The organism is Microbacterium sp. FG3 (assembly GCF_057809335.1).
Window position 1 is genome coordinate 23,061 of the sequence record NZ_JBMDJT010000006.1, and the last position, 22,704, is coordinate 45,764.

Consider the following 22,704-nt stretch of genomic DNA (forward strand, 5'->3'; position numbering starts at 1 on the left):
GCTTTGACGCGCGGGACATCGCGCCGCACCCACTCTGCCTGTTCGCCCGGCGCGCCGATCAGTACGAGTAGTTGCGGTAGTAGTGCGCTTTGCCGACGGTCACCGGCACGCCGCCGTGGGTCCAGCCTCTCGCGGTGAGCGTCACCCTGATCTCGCGCGCGTCCTCCTGGCGCATGCTCAGCAGCTCGCTCGGGGTGTACGTGTGGCGCCAGACCGGGAAAGGGCCGTCGAAGTGTGAAGGCTCGTGTCCCGTCGAGGTGTCTACCTCGGCGAGTGGAGTCATCCAGAAGGTGTTGCCCGTCTCGCTCACTCGCGTGATGACGTAGGGGTATCGGTCCTGGGGGTAGTGGGCGGTCGCACCCGTTCCTGGGGTTGGGCTGGTCATCTGATGCCTCCTCGAGTGGCGTCCCGATCTGGGCGACATCCTGCCGTGAGGCACCGACACCCTGTGCGGACGCGGTCTGCACAAGCTGACAGCCTCGGGCCGTTGCCCGGAGCGGAACCGCGCCATAAAATAACTACCTACCTACCCACATGCGGGGGTGAACATGTCAAGGGTCACGGCAACCCAGTTCAATCAGCGACCGAGCGAGGTCAAGGCGATGGCCGAGGCGGAGCCCGTGTTCATCACCGAACGCGGCCGCACGACGGCCGTGCTGCTCTCGGCAGCTGACTACGCGAGGCTGTTCGACCCACGCCGTGGACGCCGCACGCTCCTCGACGTGCTCGGTGCGCGCAGAGGTGACGATGATGATCTCGAGATCGAGCCGGATCGGTCCCTTGCCGTCATTCCGGACCTCGCGGACTGAACACGATGTTCCTCCTCGACACGAATGTCGTCTCCGAGGCGCGAAGGTCTCCCGAACGGCGTGATCCCCACGTCACCACCTGGCTGAGTGACGTCGACGTACTCGACACCTACCTCTCGGTGATCACCGTGGGGGAGATTCAGCGCGGGATCCTCCAGAAGAAGCGGACGGACCCGACGAGCGGCAATCGCCTCGAGGCCTGGTTCGAAGACGAGGTGCTTCCGCTCTTCAGCGGCCGAGTCCTGCCGGTGACGTACGAGATCGCGTACCGCGACGCCGAACTGCACGTCCCGAACCCGCGGCCGATTCGCGATGGACTCATCGCCGCGACGGCGCTGGTGCACGGCCTGATCGTCGCCACGCGCAACGTGGCCGATTTCGCCCCGACGGGCGTGCAGATCGTGAACCCCTGGGAGCCTCTCGCGAGCGAGGGCTGAGGACTCAGCCCTCCACCCGCAGCTCCACGCGCACGTCGTCGCCCGGGCCGATGCCCTCGGCGGTGCGGACGGACTTCTTGATCGGCAGGACGTAGGTCTTCTGCTCGTTGCTGGGGAAGACGCTCGTGCGCCAGGTCGTGGCGCCCACCGTCACCTCGACGGGCACGCTGCCGAAGCCCGCGCCGGGCATCGCGTGGCCCTCGACGGCGTCGGCCACTTCGAACGGCAGGCTCACGAACCACCAGCCGCCGGCCTCGGTGCGCGCGGACCACTTCCACAGCGGCGCGGTGAAGGTGTACGTCGGCATGGATCCATCATCCCGCGGCGATCCGGCCGGGGATCGGCGCAACCGCGGCGGTGTGCCGCGGGAATGTCGGAGGCCGTCCTTACCGTGGGGGTATGCGGATCCTGCACACCTCTGACTGGCACATCGGGCGGTCGTTCCACGGGAACTCGACCCTCGATGCGCTGCGCGGTGTGCTCGGGACGCTCACGGATCAGGTGCGTGAGCACCGCGTCGACGTCGTCGTGATCGCGGGCGACGTGTTCGACTCGGCGACGCCCGCGGCCGCCTGCTACACGCTGCTGACCGACGTGCTGCGCGGCATCAGCGACGCGGGCGCGCAGATCGTGCTCACGAGCGGCAACCACGACAACGCGGCGCGGCTCGGGTTCATGGCGCCGCTGCTGCGCGACGGGATCCACGTCGTGACCGATCCCGCGGGCGTCGGCACGCCCGTCACGCTGGCCGACGAGCACGGGCCCGTGCACTTCTACGGCATCCCGTACCTCGAGCCGATCATCGTGCGCGGCATCTGGCCGGGCACCGTCATCCGCACCCAGGAGCAGGCGATCGCGCACGCGATGTCGCTCGTGAACGAGGATCGTGCCGCGCGCGGCGGCCGATCGGTCGTGGCGTCGCACTGCTTCGCCGCCGGCGTCGAGGCGAGCCCGGGTGTCGAGCGCGAGATCCGCACCGACCTGCGGCAGGGGTCGCTCGACGTCGTGCCGCTCGCGGCCTTCGACGGCCCCGACTACGTCGCGCTCGGGCACATCCACGGCCGCTCGCGGCTCGGCGAGCACATCCGCTACAGCGGCGCGCCCCTGCACTACAGCTTCAGCGAGGCCGGCAAGCCGCGCGGCTCGTGGCTCGTCGACCTCGACGCCGACGGGCTCGCGGGCGTCGAGTGGCTGGAGCTGCCCGTGCCGCGCCCGCTCGTCACCCTGCGCGGCACGCTCGACGAGCTGCTGTCCGACGTCGCGCACGATGTGCACGCCGACGCCTGGGTGTGCGCGGTCCTCACCGACGCGACGCCGCAGCCCGAGCCGATGCGCCGCCTGCAGCAGCGCTTCCCGCACTGCGCCACCATCCAGCTCGACCCGCAGAACCGCGCGGAGGACGACGGCCTCAGCTACCGCGCCCGCGTCGTGGCCGCGCGCAGCGACGGCGAGCTGATCGACACGTTCCTCACCCACGTGCGCGAGGGCGAGGGCGCCACGGCCGACGAGCACGAGCTGCTCGCCGACGTCATCGCCGCGCGCACCGCGGCCGACCGTGAGGCGACGGTGCCGGCATGAGGATCCACCGCATCGAGATCGAGGGGTTCGGGCCGTTCCGCGCCCGCCAGACCGTGGACCTCGACGCGTATGCCGCGGACGGCATCTTCCTGATCGGCGGACGCACGGGCGCCGGCAAGTCGAGCATCCTCGACGCCGTCTGCTTCGCGCTGTACGGATCGGTGCCCCGCTACGAGGACGGCGACAAGCGCCTGCGCAGCGATCACACGCGGCCGGACGACCCCACCGAGGTCGCGCTCGAGTTCACCACCGGCGGGCGCACCTGGCGCATCGAGCGGTCGCCCGACTACCTGCGGCCGAAGAAGCGCGGCGACGGGTTCACGCCCCAGAAGGCCGAGGCGCGCATGTACGAGCGCGTCGGCGAGGAGTGGATCGGCCGCGCGGCGCGCCCCGTCGACGTGGCGCAGCTGGTCGACGAGGTCATCGGACTCAACCAGCAGCAGTTCCTGCAGGTGATCCTGCTGGCCCAGGGTCGCTTCGCGCGCTTCCTGCTCGCCAGGAACGACGAGCGGCAGGCGCTGCTGCGCACGCTGTTCGGCACCAAGCGCTTCGAGGACTACGAGCGCGCGCTCGAGGAGCGCCGCAAGGACGCCGTGGCGCGCGTCGAGGGCGAGAGCCAGGCCCTCACGGCGCGGCTGGAGCACGCCGAGGCGACGGCGGGCGACATCCTCGAGCCGCTCGAGGGCGAGCCCGGCCTCGACGAGCGGATCGCCTGGATCGGCAGCGCCGCGCTCCGGGCGCGACACCTCGCCGAGGAGGCCGACGCCGCCCAGCAGCAGGTGACCGGGCAGCTCGCCGCGGCCGAGGCAGCGCACACCGAGCGCACCGCCCAGCGCGACAAGCAGCGGCGCCGCGACGCCGCCCGCGAGTCCCTCGCCGCGCTCGAGGCGCGTGCCGATGACATCGCCGCGCTGCGCGCCGAGCGCGACGCCGCCCAGCGCGCCGAGCCCGTGCGCGCCGCGAAGGACGCCGCCGCCCGCGCGCTCGCCGCGGTCGAGGCCGCCGGCGCCGCGCTCGACGACACCCGCGCGGAGTGGGACGACGCCCGCGCAGGCCACGAGGCCGGCGCCGACCCCGACGCCCTCGACGAGCTCGTCGCGGCGGCACAGCAGCGCATCGGATCGTGGCGACCCCTGCGCGACATCGAGGCCCGGCTCGACGCCGACGAGCGGGCGCTGGGCGATCTGCGCGCCCGCGCCGCCGACGCCGCCGAGCGCGCAGCCGCCCTCGCCGAGCGCACGCGCGCGCTGCCCGCCGAGCGCGAGCGGATCCAGGCCACGCTCGGCCGCGCGGAGGTCGCCGCCGCGACCATCGACGCGCTGCGCCAGGCGGTCGCCGCCCTCGAGTCCCGGCTCGCCGCAACACGCTCGCTCGCGGCGCTTGCCGACGCCCAGCGCGCCGCCTTCGAGGCACTGCAGCAGGCCAAGAGGCGCAAGGACGAGGCCGAGGCGCACCTCGCCGACCTGCAGGCGCGCCGCTTCGCCGGAATGGCGGGGGAACTGGCGGCGGAGCTCGTCGACGGCGAGCCCTGCGCGGTCTGCGGATCGACCAGCCACCCCGCGCCCGCCGGGCGCGGCGACGACCCCGTCACCGTCGACGACATCGAGCGCGCCGACGCCGCCCGCCGCGACGCGACCGCCGCGTACGAGACCGCCAACGCCGCCCTCGCCGAGGCCGACCGCGCCCACGCCGACGCGCAGAGGGACGCCGCCGGCGGCACGGCCGACGAGCTCGAGGCCGCGCTCGCCGCGAAGCAGCAGGAGCTCTCCGCCGCCGAGGCCGCCGCCGCCGAGAAGGAGCGCCTCGTCGCCGAGCGCGACGCGCTCGAGGCCGAGGCGCAGCGGGCCGACGCCGAGCACGCGGCGATCATCGCCGAGCGCAGCGACCTCGACGCGCGCATCGAGGCGGCCGAGGCCGCGCTCGCGCAGAACCGCGCCGCCGTCGCGGAGGTGCGGGGATCGGCCGAATCCGTGGCCGCCCGCATCGACGCGGAGGAGCGCCTGGTCGCCGCCGCGACCGCCTACGCCGAGGCGCAGCGCGAGTCCGCGCGCGCCGAGAAGGCCGCCGCCGACGCCGCGGCCGCGCTGCAGACCGCGGTCGACGAGGCCGGCTTCCCCGACCCCGCCGAGGCGCTCACCGCGCTGCGCGACGCGGCGCAGCGCGAGTCCCTCGACGCGCGCATCCACGAGCACGACACGGCCCTCGCCGCCACGCGTTCGACCCTGCTCGAGCTCGAGCTCGAGGCGCTGCCCGAGGAGCCCGTCGACACGACCGCGAGCGCCGCCGCGGTGGCCGCCGCCAAGGAGGCGTGGGCAGCCGCCGTGAAGGCGCACACCGCCGCCGCCGAGCGCGCCCGCACCCTGGAGGGCGCCGTCGAGCGCATCGCCGCCGCGCACGCGCAGATCGCCGGCCTCGCGGCTGAGGCCGCCGCGATCCGGCGCCTCGCCGACACCGTCGCGGGCCGCGCGCCGAACGCGAGGCGCATGAAGCTCGAGACCTTCGTCCTCGCCGCCGAGCTCGAAGAGATCGTCGCGGCCGCGAACACCCGGCTCGCCGAGATGTCGGGCGACCGCTACCGCCTGCAGCACAGCGACGCCCTCGCCGCGCGCGGCGCCGCGAGCGGGCTCGGCCTCGAGGTGATGGACCGCTTCACCGGGCGCGCCCGCCCGCCGCACTCGCTTTCGGGCGGCGAGACGTTCCTCGCCTCCCTCGCCCTCGCGCTGGGCCTGGCGGAGGTCGTCACGAGTCGGGCCGGCGGCATCCGCCTCGACACGCTCTTCATCGACGAGGGCTTCGGATCCCTCGACGCCGAGACCCTCGACGTCGCCATGCGCACCCTCGACGAGCTGCGCCAGGGCGGCCGCACGGTCGGCGTCATCAGCCACGTCGAGGCGATGAAGGAGCAGATCCCCGCCCAGCTGCGCGTCGAGCAGACCCCGCACGGCTGGAGCGTGATCCACCAGGACGCGCCCGCCTTCGCGTGATCCGCACCGGGGCCTAGGCTGGAAGCGTGAACAAGAGCACCCTGTGGACCTGGATCGGCGTCATCGTCGCCGTCGTCATCGCGTGGTTCGTCATCGAGCTGCTCTTCTCGCTGATGTGGTTCATCGCCAAGCTCGTGGCCGTCGCCGTCGTGGCGGTCCTCGTCTTCGCCGCGCTGCGCCTCGTCTTCAGCCGCAGCGAAGAGTGAGCGCCGTGGACATGCCGCCGCTCGCCGAGAGCTTCACGATCGCGCTGCCCGCCTGGGTGCGCGACGAGCTCGCCGACCTGCCCGATGAGATCCCCGCCGTCGAGGACCGCATGGCCCTCGCCCACCGCCTGGCCGACCGCAACTGGCGCGAGGGCAGCGGCGGGCCGTTCGCCGCGATCGTGTCGGAGCGCGCCACCGGCCGGATCGTGTCGGTCGGCGTCAACGCCGTGCTCGGCAGTGGCGTCTCGTCCGCGCACGCCGAGGTCGTCGCGCTCGGCCTCGCACAGGCGCACCTGGGCGCGTGGGATCTCGGCGGCGAGGGCCTGCCCGAGCACGAGATCGTCGTCAACGCGCGGCCGTGCGTGCAGTGCTACGGTGCCGTGCTGTGGTCGGGCGTCCGCTCGCTCGTCATCGGCGTCGACGGCCCCGAGGTCGAGCAGATCACCACCTTCGACGAGGGCCCCATGGTCGCCGACTGGGCCGAGCAGTTCGAGGCGCGCGGCATCCGCGTGGCCCAGGGCGTGCTGCACGACGAGGGCGTCGCCGTGCTGCGCGCCTACGGAGCGGGGGTCGACGCCGGCGACGTCACGGTCTACAACGCCCGCTCCGGCGCGTAGCGCGTCACGCCATGCGGTAGCCGGCGCCGCGGACCGTCTCGATCCGATCCGCGCCGAGCTTCTGGCGCAGGTAGCCGATGTACACGTCGGCCACGTTCGATCCCGGGTCGAAGTCGAATCCCCACACGCGGCTGAGCAGCTGTTCGCGGCTGAGCACCTGGCCCGCGTGCCGCACGAGCTCCTCGGCCAGCGCGAACTCCCGCGCCGACAGATCCACCCTCGTGCCGTCGTCGAGCACCGCCCGCCGCGAGCGCACGTCGAGCACGAGGTCGCGATGCCGCAGCTCGCCCGAGGCGCCGCCCGCGCCCGCGCCCTCCTCGGCCGCGCGCATGCGCAGCCGGATGCGCGCCAGCAGCTCGTCGAAGCGGAACGGCTTGCCGAGATAGTCGTCGGCGCCGCCCTCCAGGCCCGCCACCGTGTCGTTCAGGTCGGTGCGCGCGGTGAGCATGATGACCGGCATGCGCGAGCCCGAACCGCGCAGCTGGTCGAGCACCGCGAAGCCGTCCATCCGCGGCATGTTCACATCGAGCACGAGCAGGTCGAACTCGCCCGTCAGGGCCAGGTCCAGGGCCTCGGCCCCGTCGGGCGCGACGCGCGTGGCGAAGCCCGCGGCACGCAGCCCCTTCTCGATGAACCCGGCGATGCGGGCCTCGTCGTCGGCGATCAGGATCGAGGCCACGGCGTCTCCTTCGCGGTCGGGGAATCGGGGGAGGGATCGGAACCGGACGGATCGACACCCGGATCGGCGGACGGGCCCGATCGCGGACCGCCGTCCGCACCGCGATCCGCCGCCGGCAGCGGAGGCCGCGGCGGGATGTCCGCATCGGCCGGCACCCCCGACGTCGATTCCGGTTCGCCGGGAGCGCCGTGCGGCAGCGGGAACGAGAGGACGAACACCGCGCCCGGGCCGTCGTAGGGGTCGATCACGCGGGCGGAGCCGCCGTGGGCGCGGGCGATCACCTGCACGATGTTCAGGCCCAGCCCGCTGCCGCGCCCGGTGGCGTCCTCGCGGTGGAAGCGCTCGAACACCCGCTCGCGCGCCTCGACGGGGATGCCGGGCCCGAAGTCGCGCACCCAGATCTCCAGCGCGCCGTCGGCGATCCGGCTGCCGATCACGAGCCGGCCGCCGCCGTGGGTCACGCCGTTCTGCGTCAGCTGCAGCACGGCCTGCGTGACGCGGCCGGGATCCAGGGGCACGACGGCCGAGACGACGGGCCCCTCGGTCACCGTCGCGCCCTCGATCGCCCGCGCCTTGCGCACGATCTGCGAGAGCAGATCCGGCACGTCCGTCGGCTCGACGCGCACGGGAGACGCGCCGTGCAGCGACGCGGCCTCCGAGAGGTCCTGCACGAGCGTGCTCATCCGGTCCAGCTCGTCGATCGCGAGCTCCTGCGTCTCGCGCACGTCGGCCGGATCGGCGGGATCCATCAGCTCGAGATGGCCGCGCACGATCGTGATCGGGGTGCGCAGCTCGTGGCGCACGTCGCTCAGCAGCTGCCGCTGCGAATCGAGCGCCTGGTCGAGACGGTCGAGCATGTCGTTCATCGTGCGCGCGAGCTCCGAGACGTCGTCGCGGCCCTCGATGGGCAGGCGCTCGGTGAGCGACTGGCCCGACACGCGCTCGGCCGTCTCGCGCATCTGACGCAGCGGCCGAAGCAGCCGGCCCGCGGCCAGCGCGCCCGCCGCCACGATGAGGACGATCATGATCCCCGAGGCGACGAGGTACGCCCGGGCCGGCTCGTTGATCTCCGCGAGCTCGGCGTTGAGGTCGTACGCCATGACGAAGAGCACCTCGTCGTCGCCGGTGTCGCCCTCGAGCACGATCGGCGTCGCCAGGTACTGCCAGGCGGAGTCGCCGTCGACGTAGCGGCCGAGCATCGCGTTGCGCTGATCCGCCTCGCGCACCACGTGCTCGACGAAGCCGGCGTTGTCCTCCAGATCGAGGTCCAGTGGCACGCCCGGCTTGAGCTCGGCGGCGCCGTTCACGATGCCGAGCACGCCCATGTTGTCGTCGGGGCTGATGCGCTCCACCACCACCCGCAGCGCGTCGCGGGCCGTGGCGCCGGGCTGATCGGCCACGACGTTCTGCACGAACTGCTGCGCCGAGCCCAGGTTGTCGAGCAGCAGATCCTCCACCGACGCGAGGATGCGCTCGCGCTCGACCAGGTACACCGCGCCGCCCACGCCCGCCAGGCCCACGACGGCCACCGCCGTGATCACCGCCATGAGGCGCGCGCGCACCGAGAGCACGCGGCGGCGCCTCGGTGCGGCCTGGGGCGAATCCATGCGTTCAGTATTCCGTGCGCGCCGGAGGGGAAACGGCCGGACAGCGCGAATATAAGAGCACTCTCACCCCGCGGGCGGTGCGCGTCTGAGACGGCGGTGGTGGGATTGGATCATGCAGGAGACCGAGGTGCCCGCGGCCGCGCGGATCGACGAGGCGGCGCTGCTGGCCGAGGCGTTCGAGACCGACCCCGCCGCGCTGCGGCTGATCAGCCGGGAGCCGCTGGGGCGCGGCGGATCCGTCGCCGGGTTCGAGGTCGCGCACGACGGGGGAGCGACCTCCCTCGCGTACGTCGACACCTCGGGCCTGCCCGTGCCCGCCGAGACGGGCCTCGTGCTCGAAGGGGTCGCGCGGGTGTGGACGCACCCCGCCGATCCGCACCTGCCCGCGCTCGTGCCCGTCGCCTTCGGCGGGGCCCTGGGGGTGCTGCTGCGTCGGCTCGGCATCGACGCCGAGGGCGCGCCCGAGATGGTCGGGTACCGGCCCGGCCGGCGCGCGGTGCTGCGCGTGCCGGCCGACGGCGGCAGCGCCTGGATCAAGGTGGTGCGGCCGAGCCGCATCGAGCGCGTCGTCGAGGCGCACCGCACCCTGCGCGAGGCCGGGCTGCCCGTGCCCGCCGTGCGGGGCTGGTCGCCCGACGGGGTGCTCGTCATCGACCAGGCCGAGGGCGTCGCGGCGACCGAGGTGGAGTGGCACCCCGACGAGCTGCTCGCGGAGGCCGACCGCCTGCGCTCGGCCGTGGCGGCGGCGACGGCGCCGTGGGAGGCGCGCACGGGCGTGCCGGCGCGGCTGCCCTGGTACGCCGTCCGGCTGCGAGACGCGCTGCCGGGCGAGGGGCGCCGCGTCGACGCGCTGCGCGATGCCGCGGCGTCCGCCCTCGCCGCCGGCACCGGCCCGCGCGTCGTCGTGCACGGCGACCTGCACCTCGGGCAGCTGTTCCTGCAGGGCACGGGCAGCGACATCCGGATCAGCGGGATCATCGACGCCGATACGGCCGGGATCGGCGACGCGGCCGAGGACGCCGCCGCGTTCGTCTCGCACGCGACCGCCAGCGCGCTGCTGACGGAGGGGATGAGCGGGCTCGACCGGATCTGGGCGCTCGCCGAGGGCGCGCGCGAGCGGTGGCGCTCGCCTCGCGTGGGCGCGCTCGCCGTCGTGCACCTGCTCGGCCACGCGCTCGCCGCGGCCGAGCGCGCCGGTGCTCCTCGCGCCCGGCGGCTGCTGGCGCTCGCCGAGGCGATCCGCGACGACGCGCCCCTGCGCTCGGCGGCCGACGCGGGCGCCTAAGAGCCTTCTCATGAACGGCTTCCGAGCCGTTTAGCGCGCCTCGCGAGACTGAGAGCGCCCGGAACGCACACGCAGGAGGACGCATGGACAGGAAGTGGATCGCCTACGGAGTCACCGGTGCGCTCGGCGTGGCCGTGATCGGCGGCGGCGCCTTCGCCGCGGCCTCCGCCATGGAGCTGCGCACGGGCACGGGCCAGGTCATCGCGCAGGGCACGATCACGGGCGCCGAGACCGAGCTGTCGCGCCAGGCGGTGGCCCGCGGGACGCTCGCCATCAGCGCGGCGACGCCCGGCGAGACCGCGACGGCGGCCACCCCCGCCTCGACCGCCGGCCCGAGCACCGCCTCGGCCGCGACCCCGGGCGAGGTCGCATCCGCGCCGTCCGCTCCCGCTCCGGAGCCCGCCCCCGCTCCGGCGCCTGCGCCCGCCCCGGCCCCGGCTCCCGCGCCCGAGCCGGTCTCGCCTCCGTCGCCGGTGAGCGCCGCCTCCGTCGCGTCGGCCGAGAGCGACTGATCCTCGCGCCCCGCCCCGCCGCTCGTCCGAGCGGCGGGGCTTTCGTGTGGAGTTGCGGTGGTCGCTTCATCTCCGCGGCTTCGCCGCTCCGTTCAGCTGTCATTGTCGGTGGCGGCCGGTGGTGCTGGCTGGCAGGCTCGGTGCTGGTGTTTCCGCGCGGGGTGACTCCCCGTTCAGCTGACTGCTCGTGAGGGTGTGTCGTGCGGTTGATTCGTCCGCCGCGTGGGGACGCCGGTGCCGGGCCTGCGTTGTCTCGGTGACTTGATAGAAGCACGCCACGCTGCTTAGCCGGCTCGTGACAGTTCCGTCCCGAGACGCACGTTGTGCAGGCCCTGGCACCGGCCGCGACCATCGCTGCCCAATCACCAGGAAGGATGCCGCTGTTGCCTATCGTCGCAGACGTCTACGACTTCGTCATCGGGGTCGACACGCATGCCCGCGCCCACCAGTACGCGATCGTCACCACCGCGGGGCGGGTCATCGCGGAACGGTCGTTCCCGAACACCACCGCGGGGATCGGCAAGGCCCGCGACTGGATCTCCCACACCACCGGTGGTGCCGTGCTGGCCTCGATCGACGGGGCCTCCTCCTACGGGCGGCGCCTGTCGGTCGAGCTCGAGAGTGCCGGATACCGGGTGGTCGAAGCGCCCACGCCCGGATACCGGCGAGCGGGGAAAGACGACCGCATCGACGCGGTCCTGGCCGCGACCTCGACCCTGCCGTTGGAGACCGACGCGCTCCGCGACCGCCGCGCCGGCACAGACCGCGACGCGCTGAGCGTGCTGCTGACCGCCCGCGAAGACATGACCCGCGAGAAGACCCAGAAGACCAACGCGCTGATCGCGTTGACCCGCCGGTTCGCTCTCGGCATCGACGCGCGCACCACCCTCCCGCTATCCACCATCCGCCACCTGACCAGCCCGGCCGCGCACGACGAGCCCGCCACGACCATCGCCGCCGCCGAAGCCGCCCGCCTGGCCACCCGGATCCTCCAGCTGCACGACGCCCTGGCCGCCAACAAGCACGACATCCTCACCATCGTCCGCCGCGCTGCCCCCGACCTGCTGACCGAGCCCGGCATCGGCCCCGTCAGCGCGGCCACCATCTACACCGCCTGGTCACACCCCGGCCGGATCCGCTCCGAAGCCGCGTTCGCACGCATCGCCGGCACCGCCCCGAAACCCGTCTCCAGCGGCAACCACCAACGCCACCGACTCGACCGATCCGGCGACCGACGCCTCAACGCCGCCCTCCACCGCATCGCGATCACCCGAGCCCGCACACACCCCGAAACCCGCGCCTACATCACCCGCCGACGCCAACAAGGCCGCACCGACCGCGACATCCGACGAAGCCTGAAACGCTACATCGCCCGACACACCTACCGACTCCTCGAACACACTTGACACACATAGAAGCGTCAACCGATCCCTTCCGGACCATCGGTTGCTGAACGGAGCGGCGCAGCCGCGTAGATGAAGTGACCACCGCAAGCCGGCGCGCATCCTCCGCCTGCGCCGCGGCGGAACCATCGCATGAGGGAACCCGATCGAGCCGCCGCGGAATCGCGCGGATCCCGGGCGAATCGAAGAACCGCGCGGGCTTCCTAAGAACGGCCTCACCGCCGGTTCCCGGCGCCTTTAGGAGGGCTCGCGAGAGTGGTCACATCGCCGGAACGACCGGCATCGGATCGCACACCGACACCGCCGCGGCGGAGAGAAGAGACGAAGATCATGGAGAAGAAGCGCCTGAACAAGAAGTGGATCGCCTACGGCGTCACGGGCGTCGTGGGCGTCGTCATCCTCGCCGGCGGCGCCGCCGCGACGGCCGCGTCGATGGACCTGCGCGGCGACGCGAACGAGAGCGTGCCCGCCGGGAACGGCGGCAAGGTCGCGGTCGGGGAGGACGGGACGATCCAGCTGCGGATGTCCGAGAACGGCACCTCGTTCTCGATCGTCACGCCCGAGACGGCGGCGTCCGCCCTGACGGCGAACACCGCGACCACGGGCGTCTCGCCCACGTCCGCACCGACCGCGGCCTCGCCCGCCACGGCGCCCTCGGCCCCGACCGCTCCCTCCCCGGCGACGCCCGCCTCCCCGGCGACCGTCGCCTCAGCGCCGTCGCCTGCAGCCGCGCCGGCCCCGGCTCCCGCGCCGGCTCCCGCCCCGGCTCCGGCTCCGGCTCCGGCTCCCGCTCCGGCTCCCGGCTCGCCCGCGTCGGCGGTGTCGGCCGCGTCCGCGCCCAGCGCGGCGTCGATCGGCTCCGCGGCGTCGGACTGACGCCCTGCCGCCCGATCGCAGCGCCCCGGACGGGCCGTCCGGGGCGCTGCGTCGTGCATCGGGGCCGCGGAGCCGCGCGAGGGTCTTGCCAAGCGCCCGGCGGATCGCCATACAGTGGGGCATGGAGAACACGACAGGAACCATCGTGGCCGTCGTCGGATCCGCCTCCGATGAGGCCCTCGCGAACCTCGACGGGATCGACGGCGTCGAGACGCTCTCGCTGCGCGACACCGAGCCCGCCCTCGCCGCCCGCCGCATCACCGCCACCAGCCGCCCGTGGATCGTGCACGACGCCGATCCGCTCGAGCACGTCGCCGCCGCCTGGGTGGAGCTGTTCGAGGAGCGCGCCACGCTCGGCGCGCTCGAGGTCGAGGTCGAGCAGGCCCTCGCCCACTTCGAGCGCGGCGCGCTCATGCCCGACTACTACATCGTGCTCGAGCCCGAGGCGGCGCCCGACACGTGGCGGCACTGGTGGTGCGGCGCGCTCGGGCACCGCGCCCCGCGTCGCATCCTGCCCGCGTCCGGCTCCGAGAACCCGCGCGAGGCCGACATCCGGCACCTGCTGCGCGCCCTGCCGTCGTCGCGGCCGTGGCCGAAGCCGTCGAGCTGGCTGCCGGGCCTCGCCATGGAGATCCCCGATCGCGTGGGCCTGCGCGACCGCGTGGAGGCCGACCGGGACTGACGCTCACGCGAGGTCGGCGAGCGCCATCGGCCGCACCATGCGGTACTGCTCCTCGCGCACCCACCGCGCGCCCGTGCGGCGGTGCTCCTCGCGCGTGGCGAACCGGTAGCGGTACATCGTGGCGCGGATCCAGCACGGCCGGCGGCCCTCGAACGGATCGCGGCGCAGCAGGCGCAGCGTCGCGCGATCGGCCTCGAGCAGCCGCACGAGGAACACCTCGAACCACTCCTCCACGCGGCCGAGGGCGAGGAACCACATCAGCCAGTCCAGCCGCAGGTGGTACGGCGCCACCTGCGGCGGGATGCGCCGCACGTCACCCGGCTTGCCCCTGAACGCGTACTCCACCCAGCGGGCCGTGTGCGGATCGTCGTCCTCGGTCGCCTCGACGACCACCTCGTCGCGCACGCGCGTCACGGTGCCGAACGCGCCGTACGTGTTGCCGAGGTTCCACCGGTTGAAGCTCGCGTTCATCAGCTGCCCGCGCGAGGCGAGGTTGCGCGCGGCCGGCCAGCTGAGCGCGGCGTAGCCGACCGCGACGACGCTCGTCACGACGATCCACCACGGCGGGATCTCCGCCGACGGCGACGGCGCCCACGGCACCGCGATCGCCGAGGCGGCCAGCACGATCGCCGACCAGTTCAGCCACGCGAAGTTGCCCGTCGCCACGAGCCACAGCTGGGTCAGGATCATCACGGCCGCCGCCGCCGCGCCGATCGCCTGCGGGATCGCGTCGGGCACGAGCAGCCCGAGTGCGGGGGCGAACAGCAGCCACGGCGCCGGCAGCTGCGCGATGTGGTTGCCGATCACCTCGAACCGGTGGAACCACCGCGGCAGCAGGTGCGCCTGCCTGCTGAGCGGCCCGGGCATCGGCTGCGTCTCGTGGTGGTACGTCATGGCCGTGAGGTCGCGCCACTCGCGGCCGCCGCGGATCTTGATCATGCCGGCGCCGAACTCCAGCCGGAACGCCAGCCACCAGAACATCACGAGGATCCCGGTGGCCGGCGGCTGGCCGTTCGAGCCGAGGAACGCGGCGAGGAAGCCCATCTCGAGCAGCAGCATCTCCCAGCCGAAGGCGTAGAACGTCTGCCCGATCGAGACGATGGACATGTAGCCGAACCAGATCGCGAGGAAGCAGAGCATCGGCAGCCACGGCGGCCCGAGCTGCGGCAGGCCCGCCACGAGCAGCGCCGAGACGACGATCCCCGCCACGCAGAGCGCGACGAGCCGGCGATCCGTGTACCGGATCCATCGGAACAGCGTCGGCCGCAGCATCCGCCCGGCGCGGTCGGACGAGCGCGCCCAGGCCAGCAGCTCGGGTGCGGGCAGCAGCCCGCGCTCGCCGAGCAGGGGCCGGAACTGGTTCAGGCTCGAGAGGAAGGCGATGAGGTACAGCGCCGCGACGCCGCGCTGCAGCACCTGCCGCGCGAGCTCGAAGTCGACCGCCGCGAAGCCGTCCATGCGTCACACGATAGGCGGCGCGGGCCGGTCACTCCACGGCGCGCGACCGTCATTCCACGAGGTCGGGGAGCGCCCGCTTCAGCTCCGCGAGCCACGCGCGGGCGTTGCCGTCCGACGGGGCGCGCCAGTCGCCGCGCGGCGAGAGCGAGCCGGTGGGCGAGACCTTGGGGCCGTTCGGGATCGCCGACCGCTTGAACTGCGCGAAGCCGAAGAAGCGCTTCAGGAACACCTGCAGCCACTTCGCGATCGTCGGCAGGTCGTAGCCGAAGCGATCCTCCTCCGGGAAGCCCGGGGGCCACGCGCCGGACTGCGGATCGGCCCACGCATGCTGGGCGAGGAAGGCGATCTTCGACGGCCGCATGCCGTACCGCAGGATGTGGTGCAGCGCGAAGTCGTGCAGCGCGTAGGGGCCGATGGTCGACTCGGTCGACTGCACCGCGCCGTCCTGGCCGGCGGGGACGAGCTCGGGGCTGATCTCCGTGTCGAGCACGGCCTGCAGCACGGTCGCCTCCTCGGTCGTCACGCCCTGCTCGTCGCCGTGCGCGATCACCCAGCGGATGAGGTGCTGGATGAGCGTCTTCGGCACGCCCGAGTTCACGCCGTAGTGGCTCATCTGGTCGCCCACGCCGTAGGTCGACCAGCCGAGCGCGATCTCCGAGAGGTCACCCGTGCCGATGACCATGCCGCCGTGGTGGTTGGCGAGGCGGAACAGGTAGTCGGTGCGCAGGCCCGCCTGCACGTTCTCGAAGGTCACGTCGTACACCGGCTCGCCCGCGCCGAACGGGTGGCCCATCTGCCGCAGCATCTCGGTGGCGGCGGGCCGGATGTCGATCGTCTCGATCGTCGCGCCCACCGACTCGGCCAGCGCGATCGCGTTGGACTTCGTGTGCTCGCTCGTCGCGAAGCCCGGCATCGTGTACGCGAGGATGTCGCTGCGCGGGCGGCCCATCCGATCCATCGCCCGCGCGATGACGAGCAGCGCGTGTGTGGAGTCGAGCCCGCCGCTCACGCCGATCACGGGCTTCGGGTCGCCGATCGAGCGCATGCGCTGCACGAGGCCCGAAACCTGGATATGGAAGGCCTCGTAGCAGTCCTGCGCGAGGCGGTCCGGGTCGTCCGGCACGAACGGGAAGCGGTCGAGCGTGCGCCGCAGGCCCACGTCGCCGGTCGGCGGATCGAGGCGGAAGCGCACGGTGCGGAACGCCATGCGGTCGGCGAAGGCGCGGCGGTTGTCGTCGAACGTGCCCTGGCGGATGCGGTCCTGGCGCAGGCGGTCGAGGTCGACGTCCGCCACGGCGTGGCGCGGACCGTCGGGGAAGCGCTCCGTCTCGGCCAGCAGCGTGCCGGCCTCGTAGATCATCGTCTGCCCGTCCCACGAGACGTCGTTCGTCGACTCGCCCATGCCGGCGGCGGCATACGCATAGGCGGACAGGTGCCGCGACGAGGCGGACTGCGCGAGCAGCCTCCGGTCGTCCGCGCGGGCGATCGTGATAGGGCTGCCCGAGAGGTTCAGCTGCACGGTCGCGCCGGCCAGCGCCGCGAGCGCCGACGGCGGGATCGGCACCCAGAAGTCCTCGCACACCTCGGCGTGGACGACGAGGCCCGGCACGTCCTCGGCCTCGAAGAGCAGGTCGGGGCCGAAGGGCACGGCCGCTCCGCCCAGCTCGATCTCGCCGCGCGCGTCGTCGCCCGGCGCGTACCAGCGGCGCTCGTAGAACTCGCGGTACGTGGGCAGATAGGACTTCGGCGCGACGCCGAGCACCGCGCCGCGGTGGATGACGACGGCGCAGTTGTAGAGGCGATTGCCGCGCGCGAGCGGCGCGCCGACGACGAGCATCGGCATCAGGTCGGCCGAGGCCGCCGCGATCCGCTCGATCGCCTCGCGGACGGCATCGAGCAGCGCGTCCTGCATCACGAGGTCGTCGATCGCGTAGCCCGACAGGCACAGCTCGGGGAACACGGCCACGGCGACGGCCTCGTCGTGCAGCTCGCGCGCGCTCGCGAGCACGGCCTCGGCGTTGGCGGCGGGATCGGCGATGGCGAGCGGGATCGTGCAGGCCGCCACCCGCGCGAAGCCGTGCCCGTACGCGCTTTCGAATGCGAAGTCGCTCACGGGTTCAGTCTGTCACGGGAGGGCCGCCGCGGTCCGGCGATGTCGGACCCCGCGGATAGCCTCGAGGGGTGAGATACATCCCGTCCGAGCAGCGCGTCGTGTGGAGCGCGAGCGACCTCAAGGCCGCCGCCGAGTGCGAGTTCGCGTGGCTGCGCGCGCTCGACGCCCGGCTCGGTCGCGTGCCGGAGGTCGAGGAGCCCGAGGACGAGATGCTCGAGCGGGCCGCCCGCCTCGGCGACGCGCACGAGGAGCGCGTGCTGGCCCGGTACCGCGAGCGGTTCGGCGGCGCGGTCGTCGAGATCGAGCGGCAGCGCTCGAGCGACGAGGCCGGCATGGCGCGCGCCGTCGAGGAGACGATGGCGGCGCTGACGGCGCCGCACGCGCGCGTCGTGTTCCAGGCCGCGTTCTCGACAGCGGAGTTCGTCGGGTTCGCCGACTTCCTGCTGCGCGAGCCCGACGGATCCTGGCGCGTGCAGGACTCCAAGCTCGCGCGCCGGGCCAAGGTGACGGCGCTCATGCAGCTGGCGGCGTACGTCGACCAGCTCGACCGGCTCGGCATCCCGCACTCCGACGAGGTCGACCTGCTGCTGGGCGACGGATCGACGAGCACCCACCGGGTCGACGACCTGCTGCCGCTGTTCCGCGTGCGCCGCCGACGGATCCGCGACCTCATCGCCGACCGCCGGCTCGAGCTCGGCGCGGCGGGCGAGCCCCTCGCGTGGGGCGACCCGCGCGGCGAGCTCGGCGTCGTGGCGTGCGGGCGGTGCGCCACGTGCGAGCAGGAGGTGATCGCGCAGCGCGACGTGCTGCTCGTGGCCGGCATGCGGCCCGTGCAGCGCGAGCGGCTGCGCGCCGCGGGCATCGCCACGGTCGACGAGCTGGCCGCCGCGCCCGAGGCCCCGCGCGGCATGAACCCCGACGTGTTCGCGGGGCTGCGCACGCAGGCGCGCCTGCAGCTCGCGAGCCCGGCCGGCGTGCCCGCGCCCGACGCCGCGGTCGAGGAGCACCCCGTCCCGTCGTACGAGGTCGTGATGCCGGAGGCACTCGCGACCATGCCGCGACCGGACGAGGGCGACATCTTCTTCGACTTCGAGGGCGACCCGCTCTACAGCGAGGGCGACGGCGACGGTCACGAGGAGTGGGGCATCGACTACCTCTTCGGCTGGGTCGACATGCAGGAGCGCTACACGCCGCTGTGGGCGCACGACCTGGCGGCCGAGCGCGAGGCGCTCGAGCGGTTCTGCGACTTCGTCGCCGCGCGCCGGGCCGCGCACCCCGGCATGCACATCTACCACTACGCGCCCTACGAGCCCACGCACCTGGCCGCCATGGCGGCCCGGCACGGCGTGCGCGAGGGCGACGTCGACCGCATGCTGCGCGACGAGCTGTTCGTCGACCTCTACCCGATCGTGCGCCGCGCGGTGCGGGTGGGCTCGCGGTCGTACTCCATCAAGAAGCTCGAGCCGCTCTACATGGGCGACGAGGTGCGCACGCAGGACGTGCAGCAGGGCGGCGACTCGATCCTGCGCTATGTCGAGGCGCGCGAGCTCCTGGCCGCCGGGCGCGCGGACGAGGCTCGGGCGATCCTCGACGACCTCGCCGCGTACAACGCCTACGACTGCGTCTCGACGCGGCGCCTGCGCGACTGGCTCGTCGACCGCGCCCGCGAGACCGGCGTACGGCCGGCGCCGCCCGACCACAACGAGGCGATCACGTACGAGCCGTCGCCGCTCGCCGAGGCGCTGCGGCTGCGCGCCGACGCGGCCGAACCGGACGGCGCGGATGCGGCGGCCCTGCGCCTGGGCGCCGCGGCGATCGACTACTACCCGCGCGAGGCGAAGAGCTACTGGCAGGGGCACTTCCAGCGCCTGCGTGAGCCGCTGTCACTGTGGGCCGACACGCGCGACGTCGTCGCGGTCGACGCATCGCGCAGCCGCATGGTCGAGGACTGGCACGTGCCGCAGGAGGGGCGCCGCGCCGAACGCCGCGTCGTCGCCCTGCGCGGCGACGTCGCGCCCGGCACGCGCATCCGCGAGGGTGCGGAGCCGTTCGTGCTCTATGCGCGCCCCGCGCCGTTCGCGGCCGAGGTGTCGTCGCGGTGGATCCACGTGCCGCGCGGCGTGCGGGTGATCGAGGAGCTCGACGACGGCATCGTGGTCGAGGAGACCGCGATCGGCGGCATGACCTGGAGCGAGCTGCCCGTGGCCGTCGCGCCGGCCCCGCCGCCGCGCGCCGGCAACCAGCAGAAGGCGATCGAGGCCTGGGCCGAGTCGGTCCTGTCGGCCGCGGAGTCGGGTGGCTTCCCCGCCGACGCCGCCACCGACCTGCTGCGCCGCGTCCCGCCGCGCGTGCCCGGCGGGCTCGCGCCCAGCGCGGGCGACGACGTCGCGGCGATCACCGCCTCGCTGCTCGCCCTCGAGCGCGGCTACCTGGCGGTGCAGGGCCCGCCCGGCACGGGCAAGACGTACGTCGGCTCGCACGTGATCGCGCGTCTCGTGGCCGAGCACGGCTTCAAGGTCGGCGTGGTCGCACAGTCGCACGCGGTCGTCGAGCACATGCTCGACCGCGTGATCGCCGCGGGCCTGGCGCCCGGCCGCGTTGCCAAGGCGCCGAAGGACGGCGGTGCGGAGGCCGCATTCACCGTCATCCCGAAGAACGGCGTCGCGGCCTTCGCCGCCGAGCACCCCGACGGCTACGTCATCGGCGGCACCGCGTGGGACTTCGCGCACGAGCAGCGCGTGCCGCGCGGCAGCCTCGACCTGCTCGTGATCGACGAGGCCGGGCAGTTCTCGCTCGCCTCGACGATCGCCGTCTCGCTGGCCGCGCACCGCCTGCTGCTGCTCGGCGATCCGCAGCAGCTGCCGCAGGTGAGCCAGGGCACGCACCCGGAGCCCGTCGACACGTCGGCGCTCGGCTGGGTGATGGCCGGCGAGCAGGTGATCCCGTCGACGCACGGCTACTTCCTGGCCCGCTCGGTGCGGATGCACCCCGCCGTCGCCCGGGTCGTGTCCGACCTGTCGTACGCCGCCCGCCTCGCCTCGCGCGCCGGCGCCGAGCTGCGGGCCGTCGAGGGCCTCGAGCCGGGCCTGCACGTCGTGCCCGTGCGTCACCACGGCAACGCCACGGAGTCGCCGGAGGAGGCGGCGGAAGTCGTGCGGATCGCGCGCGGGCTCATCGGCCGCTCGTTCACCGACATCCGGATCGAGGACGACGGCACCGCGACGCCGTGCGATGCCCGCCCGCTCGCGCCCGCCGACGTCATCGTCGTCGCGCCCTACAACGCCCAGGTGCTGTGCGTCGAGCGCGCGCTGGCCGAGGCCGGCCTCGGCGCCGTGCGGGTCGGCACCGTCGACCGGTTCCAGGGACAGGAGGCGGCCGTTTCGATCGTGACGCTCGCGGCCTCCTCGGGCCGCGACGCCCCGCGCGGCAGCGACTTCCTGCTGCTGCAGAACCGCCTCAACGTGGCGGTCTCGCGCGCGATGGTCGCGTCGTACCTCGTGCACTCGCCCGCGCTGCTCGACGATCTGCCGCACACGGCGGACGGCGTCGCGCGGATGAGCGCGTTCGCCCGCCTGGTCGGCGCGTAGAGCCGGGGCTCAGTAGCCGGCGGAGCCGTACAGGCGGTCGCCCGCGTCGCCCAGGCCCGGCACGATGTAGCCGCGCTCGTCGAGCTTCTCGTCGAGGGCGCCGAGCACGAGCGTGACGTCCTTGCCGTCGACCTGGCGCTCGATCGCGGCCACGCCCTCGGGCGCGCCGAGCAGGCAGATCGCGGTGACGTCCTGCGCCCCGCGGTCGAAGAGGAAGTCGATCGCCGCGCCCAGCGATCCGCCGGTCGCGAGCATCGGGTCGAGCACGAAGCACTGGCGGTCGCTGAGGTCGTCGGGCAGACGCTCGGCATACGTCGTGGGCTCGAGGGTCTCGTGGTCGCGCACCATGCCGAGGAAGCCGACCTCGGCCGTCGGCACGAGCTTGACCATGCCGTCGAGCATGCCGAGTCCCGCGCGCAGGATCGGCACGACGAGCGGCTTCGGCTCGCTGATCTCCACGCCCATCGTCGTCGTCACCGGGGTCTGGATCTCGCGCGGCGAGACGCGCACGTTGCGGGTCGCCTCGTAGGCCAGCAGCGTCACGAGCTCCTCGGTGAGCTGGCGGAACACGGGGGAGGGCGTCTTCTCGTTGCGGAGGACGGTCAGCTTGTGGGTGATGAGCGGGTGGTCCGCAACGTGCAGGCGCATAAGACCAAGGTAGTCGCGGCGCCTGGGACCCAGCCAGTCGGGCGGCCGCCGAGGCGCGCCCGGGCGCGGCGGGCTTCCCCCGCGGCCGCGCACGCGAGAGAGTGGGGGTGGAGGACGCCGCCCGGCGCCCCGGAGAGGAGCTCATCATGAAGGCACTGCAGTACGTCGAGGTCGGCAAGCCGCCGGTGGTCGTCGAGGTCCCGACTCCCGAGCCCGGTCCCGGGCAGGTGCGCCTCAAGGTCACCGCCGCCGGTGCGTGCCACTCCGACTCGTTCGTGATGGGGCTGAGCGAGGAGGAGTACGCCCAGTTCGGCTACCCGCTGCCCATGACGCTCGGTCACGAGGGCGTCGGCGTCGTCGACAAGCTCGGCGAGGGCGTGACGAGCGTGGCCGTGGGCGATGCCGTCGCGGTGTACGGGCCGTGGGGCTGCGGCACCTGCTACCCCTGCTCGCAGGGCAAGGAGAACTACTGCGAGCGCGCGGCGGAGCTCGGGATCACGCCTCCCGGGCTGGGCCACGACGGGTCCATGGCGGAGTACATGATCATCGACGATCCGCGCCACCTCGTGCCGCTGGGCGACCTCGATCCCGTCGAGAACGTGGCGCTCACCGACGCGGGCCTCACGCCGTACCACGCGATCAAGGGATCGCTCGGCAAGCTCGGTCCCGGCAGCACGGCCGTGGTCATCGGCACCGGCGGCCTCGGCCACGTGGCCATCCAGATCCTGCGCGCCCTCACTCCCGCCACGGTCATCGCCCTCGACGTGAACGACGAGAAGCTCGCGCTCGCGAAGGACGTCGGCGCGCACCACGCGTTCCTGTCCAACGAGGACGCGCCCGCCGCGATCGAGAAGGCCACGGGGCGCCGCACCGTCACGGCGATCTTCGACTTCGTCGCGATCCAGCCGACCGTCGACCTGGGCGCGGCGCTCTCGGGCATCGAGACCGATCAGGTGCTCGTGGGCGTCGGCGCGACGAAGGCCGACGTGGGCATGCTCGCCAAGCCGTACGACTCGAGCATCCGCTCGCCGTACTGGGGCTCGCGCTCCGAGCTCATCGAGGTGCTGAACCTGGCCCGCGCGGGCCTCGTCCACGTCGAGACGGAGCGCTTCTCGCTCGACGACGCGCCGGAGGCGTACGACCGCCTGCACGAGGGCACGCTCCGCGGCCGCGCGGTCATCACGCCCTGACGCGGGCCTGGCCCGCGCCGGTCGCCGCGTACG

At 73.6% G+C, this 22,704-nt stretch carries 20 protein-coding genes; 13 read left to right on the forward strand and 7 right to left on the reverse strand.

The window, feature by feature from the left end; all coding sequences use genetic code 11:
- Positions 1-58: 58 nt before the first annotated feature.
- Positions 59-385: a hypothetical protein gene (locus tag ACODR5_RS03440; protein WP_449853521.1), complete on the reverse strand. Its 327-nt coding sequence runs from the start codon at positions 383-385 to the stop codon at positions 59-61.
- A gap of 163 nt (positions 386-548) precedes the next feature.
- Here ACODR5_RS03440 and ACODR5_RS03445 point away from each other — a divergent pair, with 163 nt between their 5' ends.
- Both ACODR5_RS03445 and ACODR5_RS03450 read left to right on the forward strand, forming a co-directional pair.
- Complete coding sequence (locus tag ACODR5_RS03445; RefSeq protein ID WP_488982740.1) at positions 549-809, forward strand: type II toxin-antitoxin system prevent-host-death family antitoxin; 261 nt, start codon at positions 549-551, stop codon at positions 807-809.
- 5 nt (positions 810-814) lie between these two features.
- Positions 815-1,246 (forward strand): type II toxin-antitoxin system VapC family toxin, encoded by a 432-nt coding sequence (locus ACODR5_RS03450; protein WP_488982741.1) that lies wholly within the window; start codon positions 815-817, stop codon positions 1,244-1,246.
- Between the two features lie 4 nt (positions 1,247-1,250).
- Here the strand turns inward: ACODR5_RS03450 and ACODR5_RS03455 are convergent, their stop codons facing one another.
- Positions 1,251-1,553 (reverse strand): DUF1905 domain-containing protein, encoded by a 303-nt coding sequence (locus ACODR5_RS03455; protein WP_488982742.1) that lies wholly within the window; start codon positions 1,551-1,553, stop codon positions 1,251-1,253.
- A gap of 92 nt (positions 1,554-1,645) precedes the next feature.
- Between ACODR5_RS03455 and ACODR5_RS03460 the strand changes: the two genes are divergently transcribed.
- Genes ACODR5_RS03460 through ACODR5_RS03475 form a run of 4 tightly spaced genes read left to right on the forward strand, consistent with a single transcriptional unit; the run spans position 1,646 to position 6,631 of the window.
- Entirely contained in the window at positions 1,646-2,824 is a 1,179-nt protein-coding gene (locus ACODR5_RS03460; protein WP_488982743.1) for an exonuclease SbcCD subunit D, read from the forward strand.
- Positions 2,821-5,808: an AAA family ATPase gene (locus tag ACODR5_RS03465; protein WP_488982744.1), complete on the forward strand. Its 2,988-nt coding sequence runs from the start codon at positions 2,821-2,823 to the stop codon at positions 5,806-5,808. Before ACODR5_RS03460 ends, ACODR5_RS03465 begins: the two co-directional genes overlap by 4 nt.
- A gap of 26 nt (positions 5,809-5,834) precedes the next feature.
- A complete protein-coding gene (locus ACODR5_RS03470; RefSeq protein ID WP_449853515.1) occupies positions 5,835-6,014 on the forward strand; it encodes a hypothetical protein in 180 nt (59 codons plus the stop codon).
- Between the two features lie 11 nt (positions 6,015-6,025).
- Positions 6,026-6,631, forward strand: a complete 606-nt coding sequence (locus tag ACODR5_RS03475; RefSeq protein WP_488982784.1) for a nucleoside deaminase — start codon at positions 6,026-6,028, stop codon at positions 6,629-6,631.
- 4 nt (positions 6,632-6,635) lie between these two features.
- Here the strand turns inward: ACODR5_RS03475 and ACODR5_RS03480 are convergent, their stop codons facing one another.
- Together ACODR5_RS03480 and ACODR5_RS03485 are read right to left on the reverse strand one after the other, a co-directional pair.
- A complete protein-coding gene (locus ACODR5_RS03480; protein WP_449853513.1) occupies positions 6,636-7,310 on the reverse strand; it encodes a response regulator transcription factor in 675 nt (224 codons plus the stop codon).
- Entirely contained in the window at positions 7,295-8,917 is a 1,623-nt protein-coding gene (locus ACODR5_RS03485; protein WP_488982745.1) for a sensor histidine kinase, read from the reverse strand. Before ACODR5_RS03485 ends, ACODR5_RS03480 begins: the two co-directional genes overlap by 16 nt.
- A gap of 112 nt (positions 8,918-9,029) precedes the next feature.
- Between ACODR5_RS03485 and ACODR5_RS03490 the strand changes: the two genes are divergently transcribed.
- The 5 genes from ACODR5_RS03490 (at position 9,030) to ACODR5_RS03510 (ending at position 13,675) form a co-directional block, all read left to right on the forward strand.
- Complete coding sequence (locus ACODR5_RS03490; protein ID WP_488982746.1) at positions 9,030-10,202, forward strand: phosphotransferase family protein; 1,173 nt, start codon at positions 9,030-9,032, stop codon at positions 10,200-10,202.
- A gap of 83 nt (positions 10,203-10,285) precedes the next feature.
- Complete coding sequence (locus tag ACODR5_RS03495) at positions 10,286-10,714, forward strand: hypothetical protein (protein WP_449853510.1); 429 nt, start codon at positions 10,286-10,288, stop codon at positions 10,712-10,714.
- Positions 10,715-11,097: 383 nt separating this feature from the next.
- Entirely contained in the window at positions 11,098-12,120 is a 1,023-nt protein-coding gene (locus ACODR5_RS03500; protein WP_488982747.1) for a transposase, read from the forward strand.
- A gap of 327 nt (positions 12,121-12,447) precedes the next feature.
- Positions 12,448-12,993 (forward strand): hypothetical protein, encoded by a 546-nt coding sequence (locus tag ACODR5_RS03505; RefSeq protein WP_488982748.1) that lies wholly within the window; start codon positions 12,448-12,450, stop codon positions 12,991-12,993.
- A 121-nt stretch (positions 12,994-13,114) separates the two neighbouring features.
- A complete protein-coding gene (locus ACODR5_RS03510) occupies positions 13,115-13,675 on the forward strand; it encodes a hypothetical protein (RefSeq protein ID WP_460815852.1) in 561 nt (186 codons plus the stop codon).
- Positions 13,676-13,678: 3 nt separating this feature from the next.
- Here ACODR5_RS03510 and ACODR5_RS03515 read toward each other — a convergent pair whose 3' ends face one another.
- Both ACODR5_RS03515 and ACODR5_RS03520 read right to left on the reverse strand, forming a co-directional pair.
- Positions 13,679-15,133 carry a lipase maturation factor family protein gene (locus ACODR5_RS03515; RefSeq protein WP_488982749.1) on the reverse strand — a complete coding sequence of 485 codons (1,455 nt, stop codon included), beginning with the start codon at positions 15,131-15,133 and terminating at the stop codon, positions 13,679-13,681.
- Between the two features lie 49 nt (positions 15,134-15,182).
- A complete protein-coding gene (locus ACODR5_RS03520) occupies positions 15,183-17,246 on the reverse strand; it encodes an NAD(+) synthase (protein WP_488982750.1) in 2,064 nt (687 codons plus the stop codon).
- 68 nt (positions 17,247-17,314) lie between these two features.
- On the opposite strand from ACODR5_RS03520, the gene ACODR5_RS03525 reads away from it, so the two are divergent.
- Positions 17,315-20,833 (forward strand): TM0106 family RecB-like putative nuclease, encoded by a 3,519-nt coding sequence (locus ACODR5_RS03525; protein ID WP_488982751.1) that lies wholly within the window; start codon positions 17,315-17,317, stop codon positions 20,831-20,833.
- A 9-nt stretch (positions 20,834-20,842) separates the two neighbouring features.
- Here ACODR5_RS03525 and upp read toward each other — a convergent pair whose 3' ends face one another.
- Positions 20,843-21,481: a uracil phosphoribosyltransferase gene (gene upp / locus ACODR5_RS03530; RefSeq protein ID WP_449853504.1), complete on the reverse strand. Its 639-nt coding sequence runs from the start codon at positions 21,479-21,481 to the stop codon at positions 20,843-20,845.
- A 146-nt stretch (positions 21,482-21,627) separates the two neighbouring features.
- Here upp and ACODR5_RS03535 point away from each other — a divergent pair, with 146 nt between their 5' ends.
- Complete coding sequence (locus tag ACODR5_RS03535; RefSeq protein ID WP_488982752.1) at positions 21,628-22,671, forward strand: NAD(P)-dependent alcohol dehydrogenase; 1,044 nt, start codon at positions 21,628-21,630, stop codon at positions 22,669-22,671.
- Positions 22,672-22,704 lie beyond the last annotated feature (33 nt).

Excerpts from the sequence above, each read along its gene's own strand:
- ACODR5_RS03440 (WP_449853521.1), bottom strand. The coding sequence starts at position 385 with ATGACCAGCCCAACCCCAGGAACGGGTGCGACCGCCCACTACCCCCAG.
- ACODR5_RS03465 (WP_488982744.1), top strand. The coding sequence starts at position 2,821 with ATGAGGATCCACCGCATCGAGATCGAGGGGTTCGGGCCGTTCCGCGCC.
- ACODR5_RS03445 (WP_488982740.1), top strand. The coding sequence starts at position 549 with ATGTCAAGGGTCACGGCAACCCAGTTCAATCAGCGACCGAGCGAGGTC.
- ACODR5_RS03490 (WP_488982746.1), top strand. The coding sequence starts at position 9,030 with ATGCAGGAGACCGAGGTGCCCGCGGCCGCGCGGATCGACGAGGCGGCG.
- ACODR5_RS03485 (WP_488982745.1), bottom strand. The coding sequence starts at position 8,917 with ATGGATTCGCCCCAGGCCGCACCGAGGCGCCGCCGCGTGCTCTCGGTG.
- ACODR5_RS03475 (WP_488982784.1), top strand. The coding sequence starts at position 6,026 with ATGCCGCCGCTCGCCGAGAGCTTCACGATCGCGCTGCCCGCCTGGGTG.
- ACODR5_RS03505 (WP_488982748.1), top strand. The coding sequence starts at position 12,448 with ATGGAGAAGAAGCGCCTGAACAAGAAGTGGATCGCCTACGGCGTCACG.
- ACODR5_RS03495 (WP_449853510.1), top strand. The coding sequence starts at position 10,286 with ATGGACAGGAAGTGGATCGCCTACGGAGTCACCGGTGCGCTCGGCGTG.
- upp (WP_449853504.1), bottom strand. The coding sequence starts at position 21,481 with ATGCGCCTGCACGTTGCGGACCACCCGCTCATCACCCACAAGCTGACC.
- ACODR5_RS03515 (WP_488982749.1), bottom strand. The coding sequence starts at position 15,133 with ATGGACGGCTTCGCGGCGGTCGACTTCGAGCTCGCGCGGCAGGTGCTG.
- ACODR5_RS03460 (WP_488982743.1), top strand. The coding sequence starts at position 1,646 with ATGCGGATCCTGCACACCTCTGACTGGCACATCGGGCGGTCGTTCCAC.
- ACODR5_RS03450 (WP_488982741.1), top strand. The coding sequence starts at position 815 with ATGTTCCTCCTCGACACGAATGTCGTCTCCGAGGCGCGAAGGTCTCCC.
- ACODR5_RS03510 (WP_460815852.1), top strand. The coding sequence starts at position 13,115 with ATGGAGAACACGACAGGAACCATCGTGGCCGTCGTCGGATCCGCCTCC.
- ACODR5_RS03535 (WP_488982752.1), top strand. The coding sequence starts at position 21,628 with ATGAAGGCACTGCAGTACGTCGAGGTCGGCAAGCCGCCGGTGGTCGTC.
- ACODR5_RS03455 (WP_488982742.1), bottom strand. The coding sequence starts at position 1,553 with ATGCCGACGTACACCTTCACCGCGCCGCTGTGGAAGTGGTCCGCGCGC.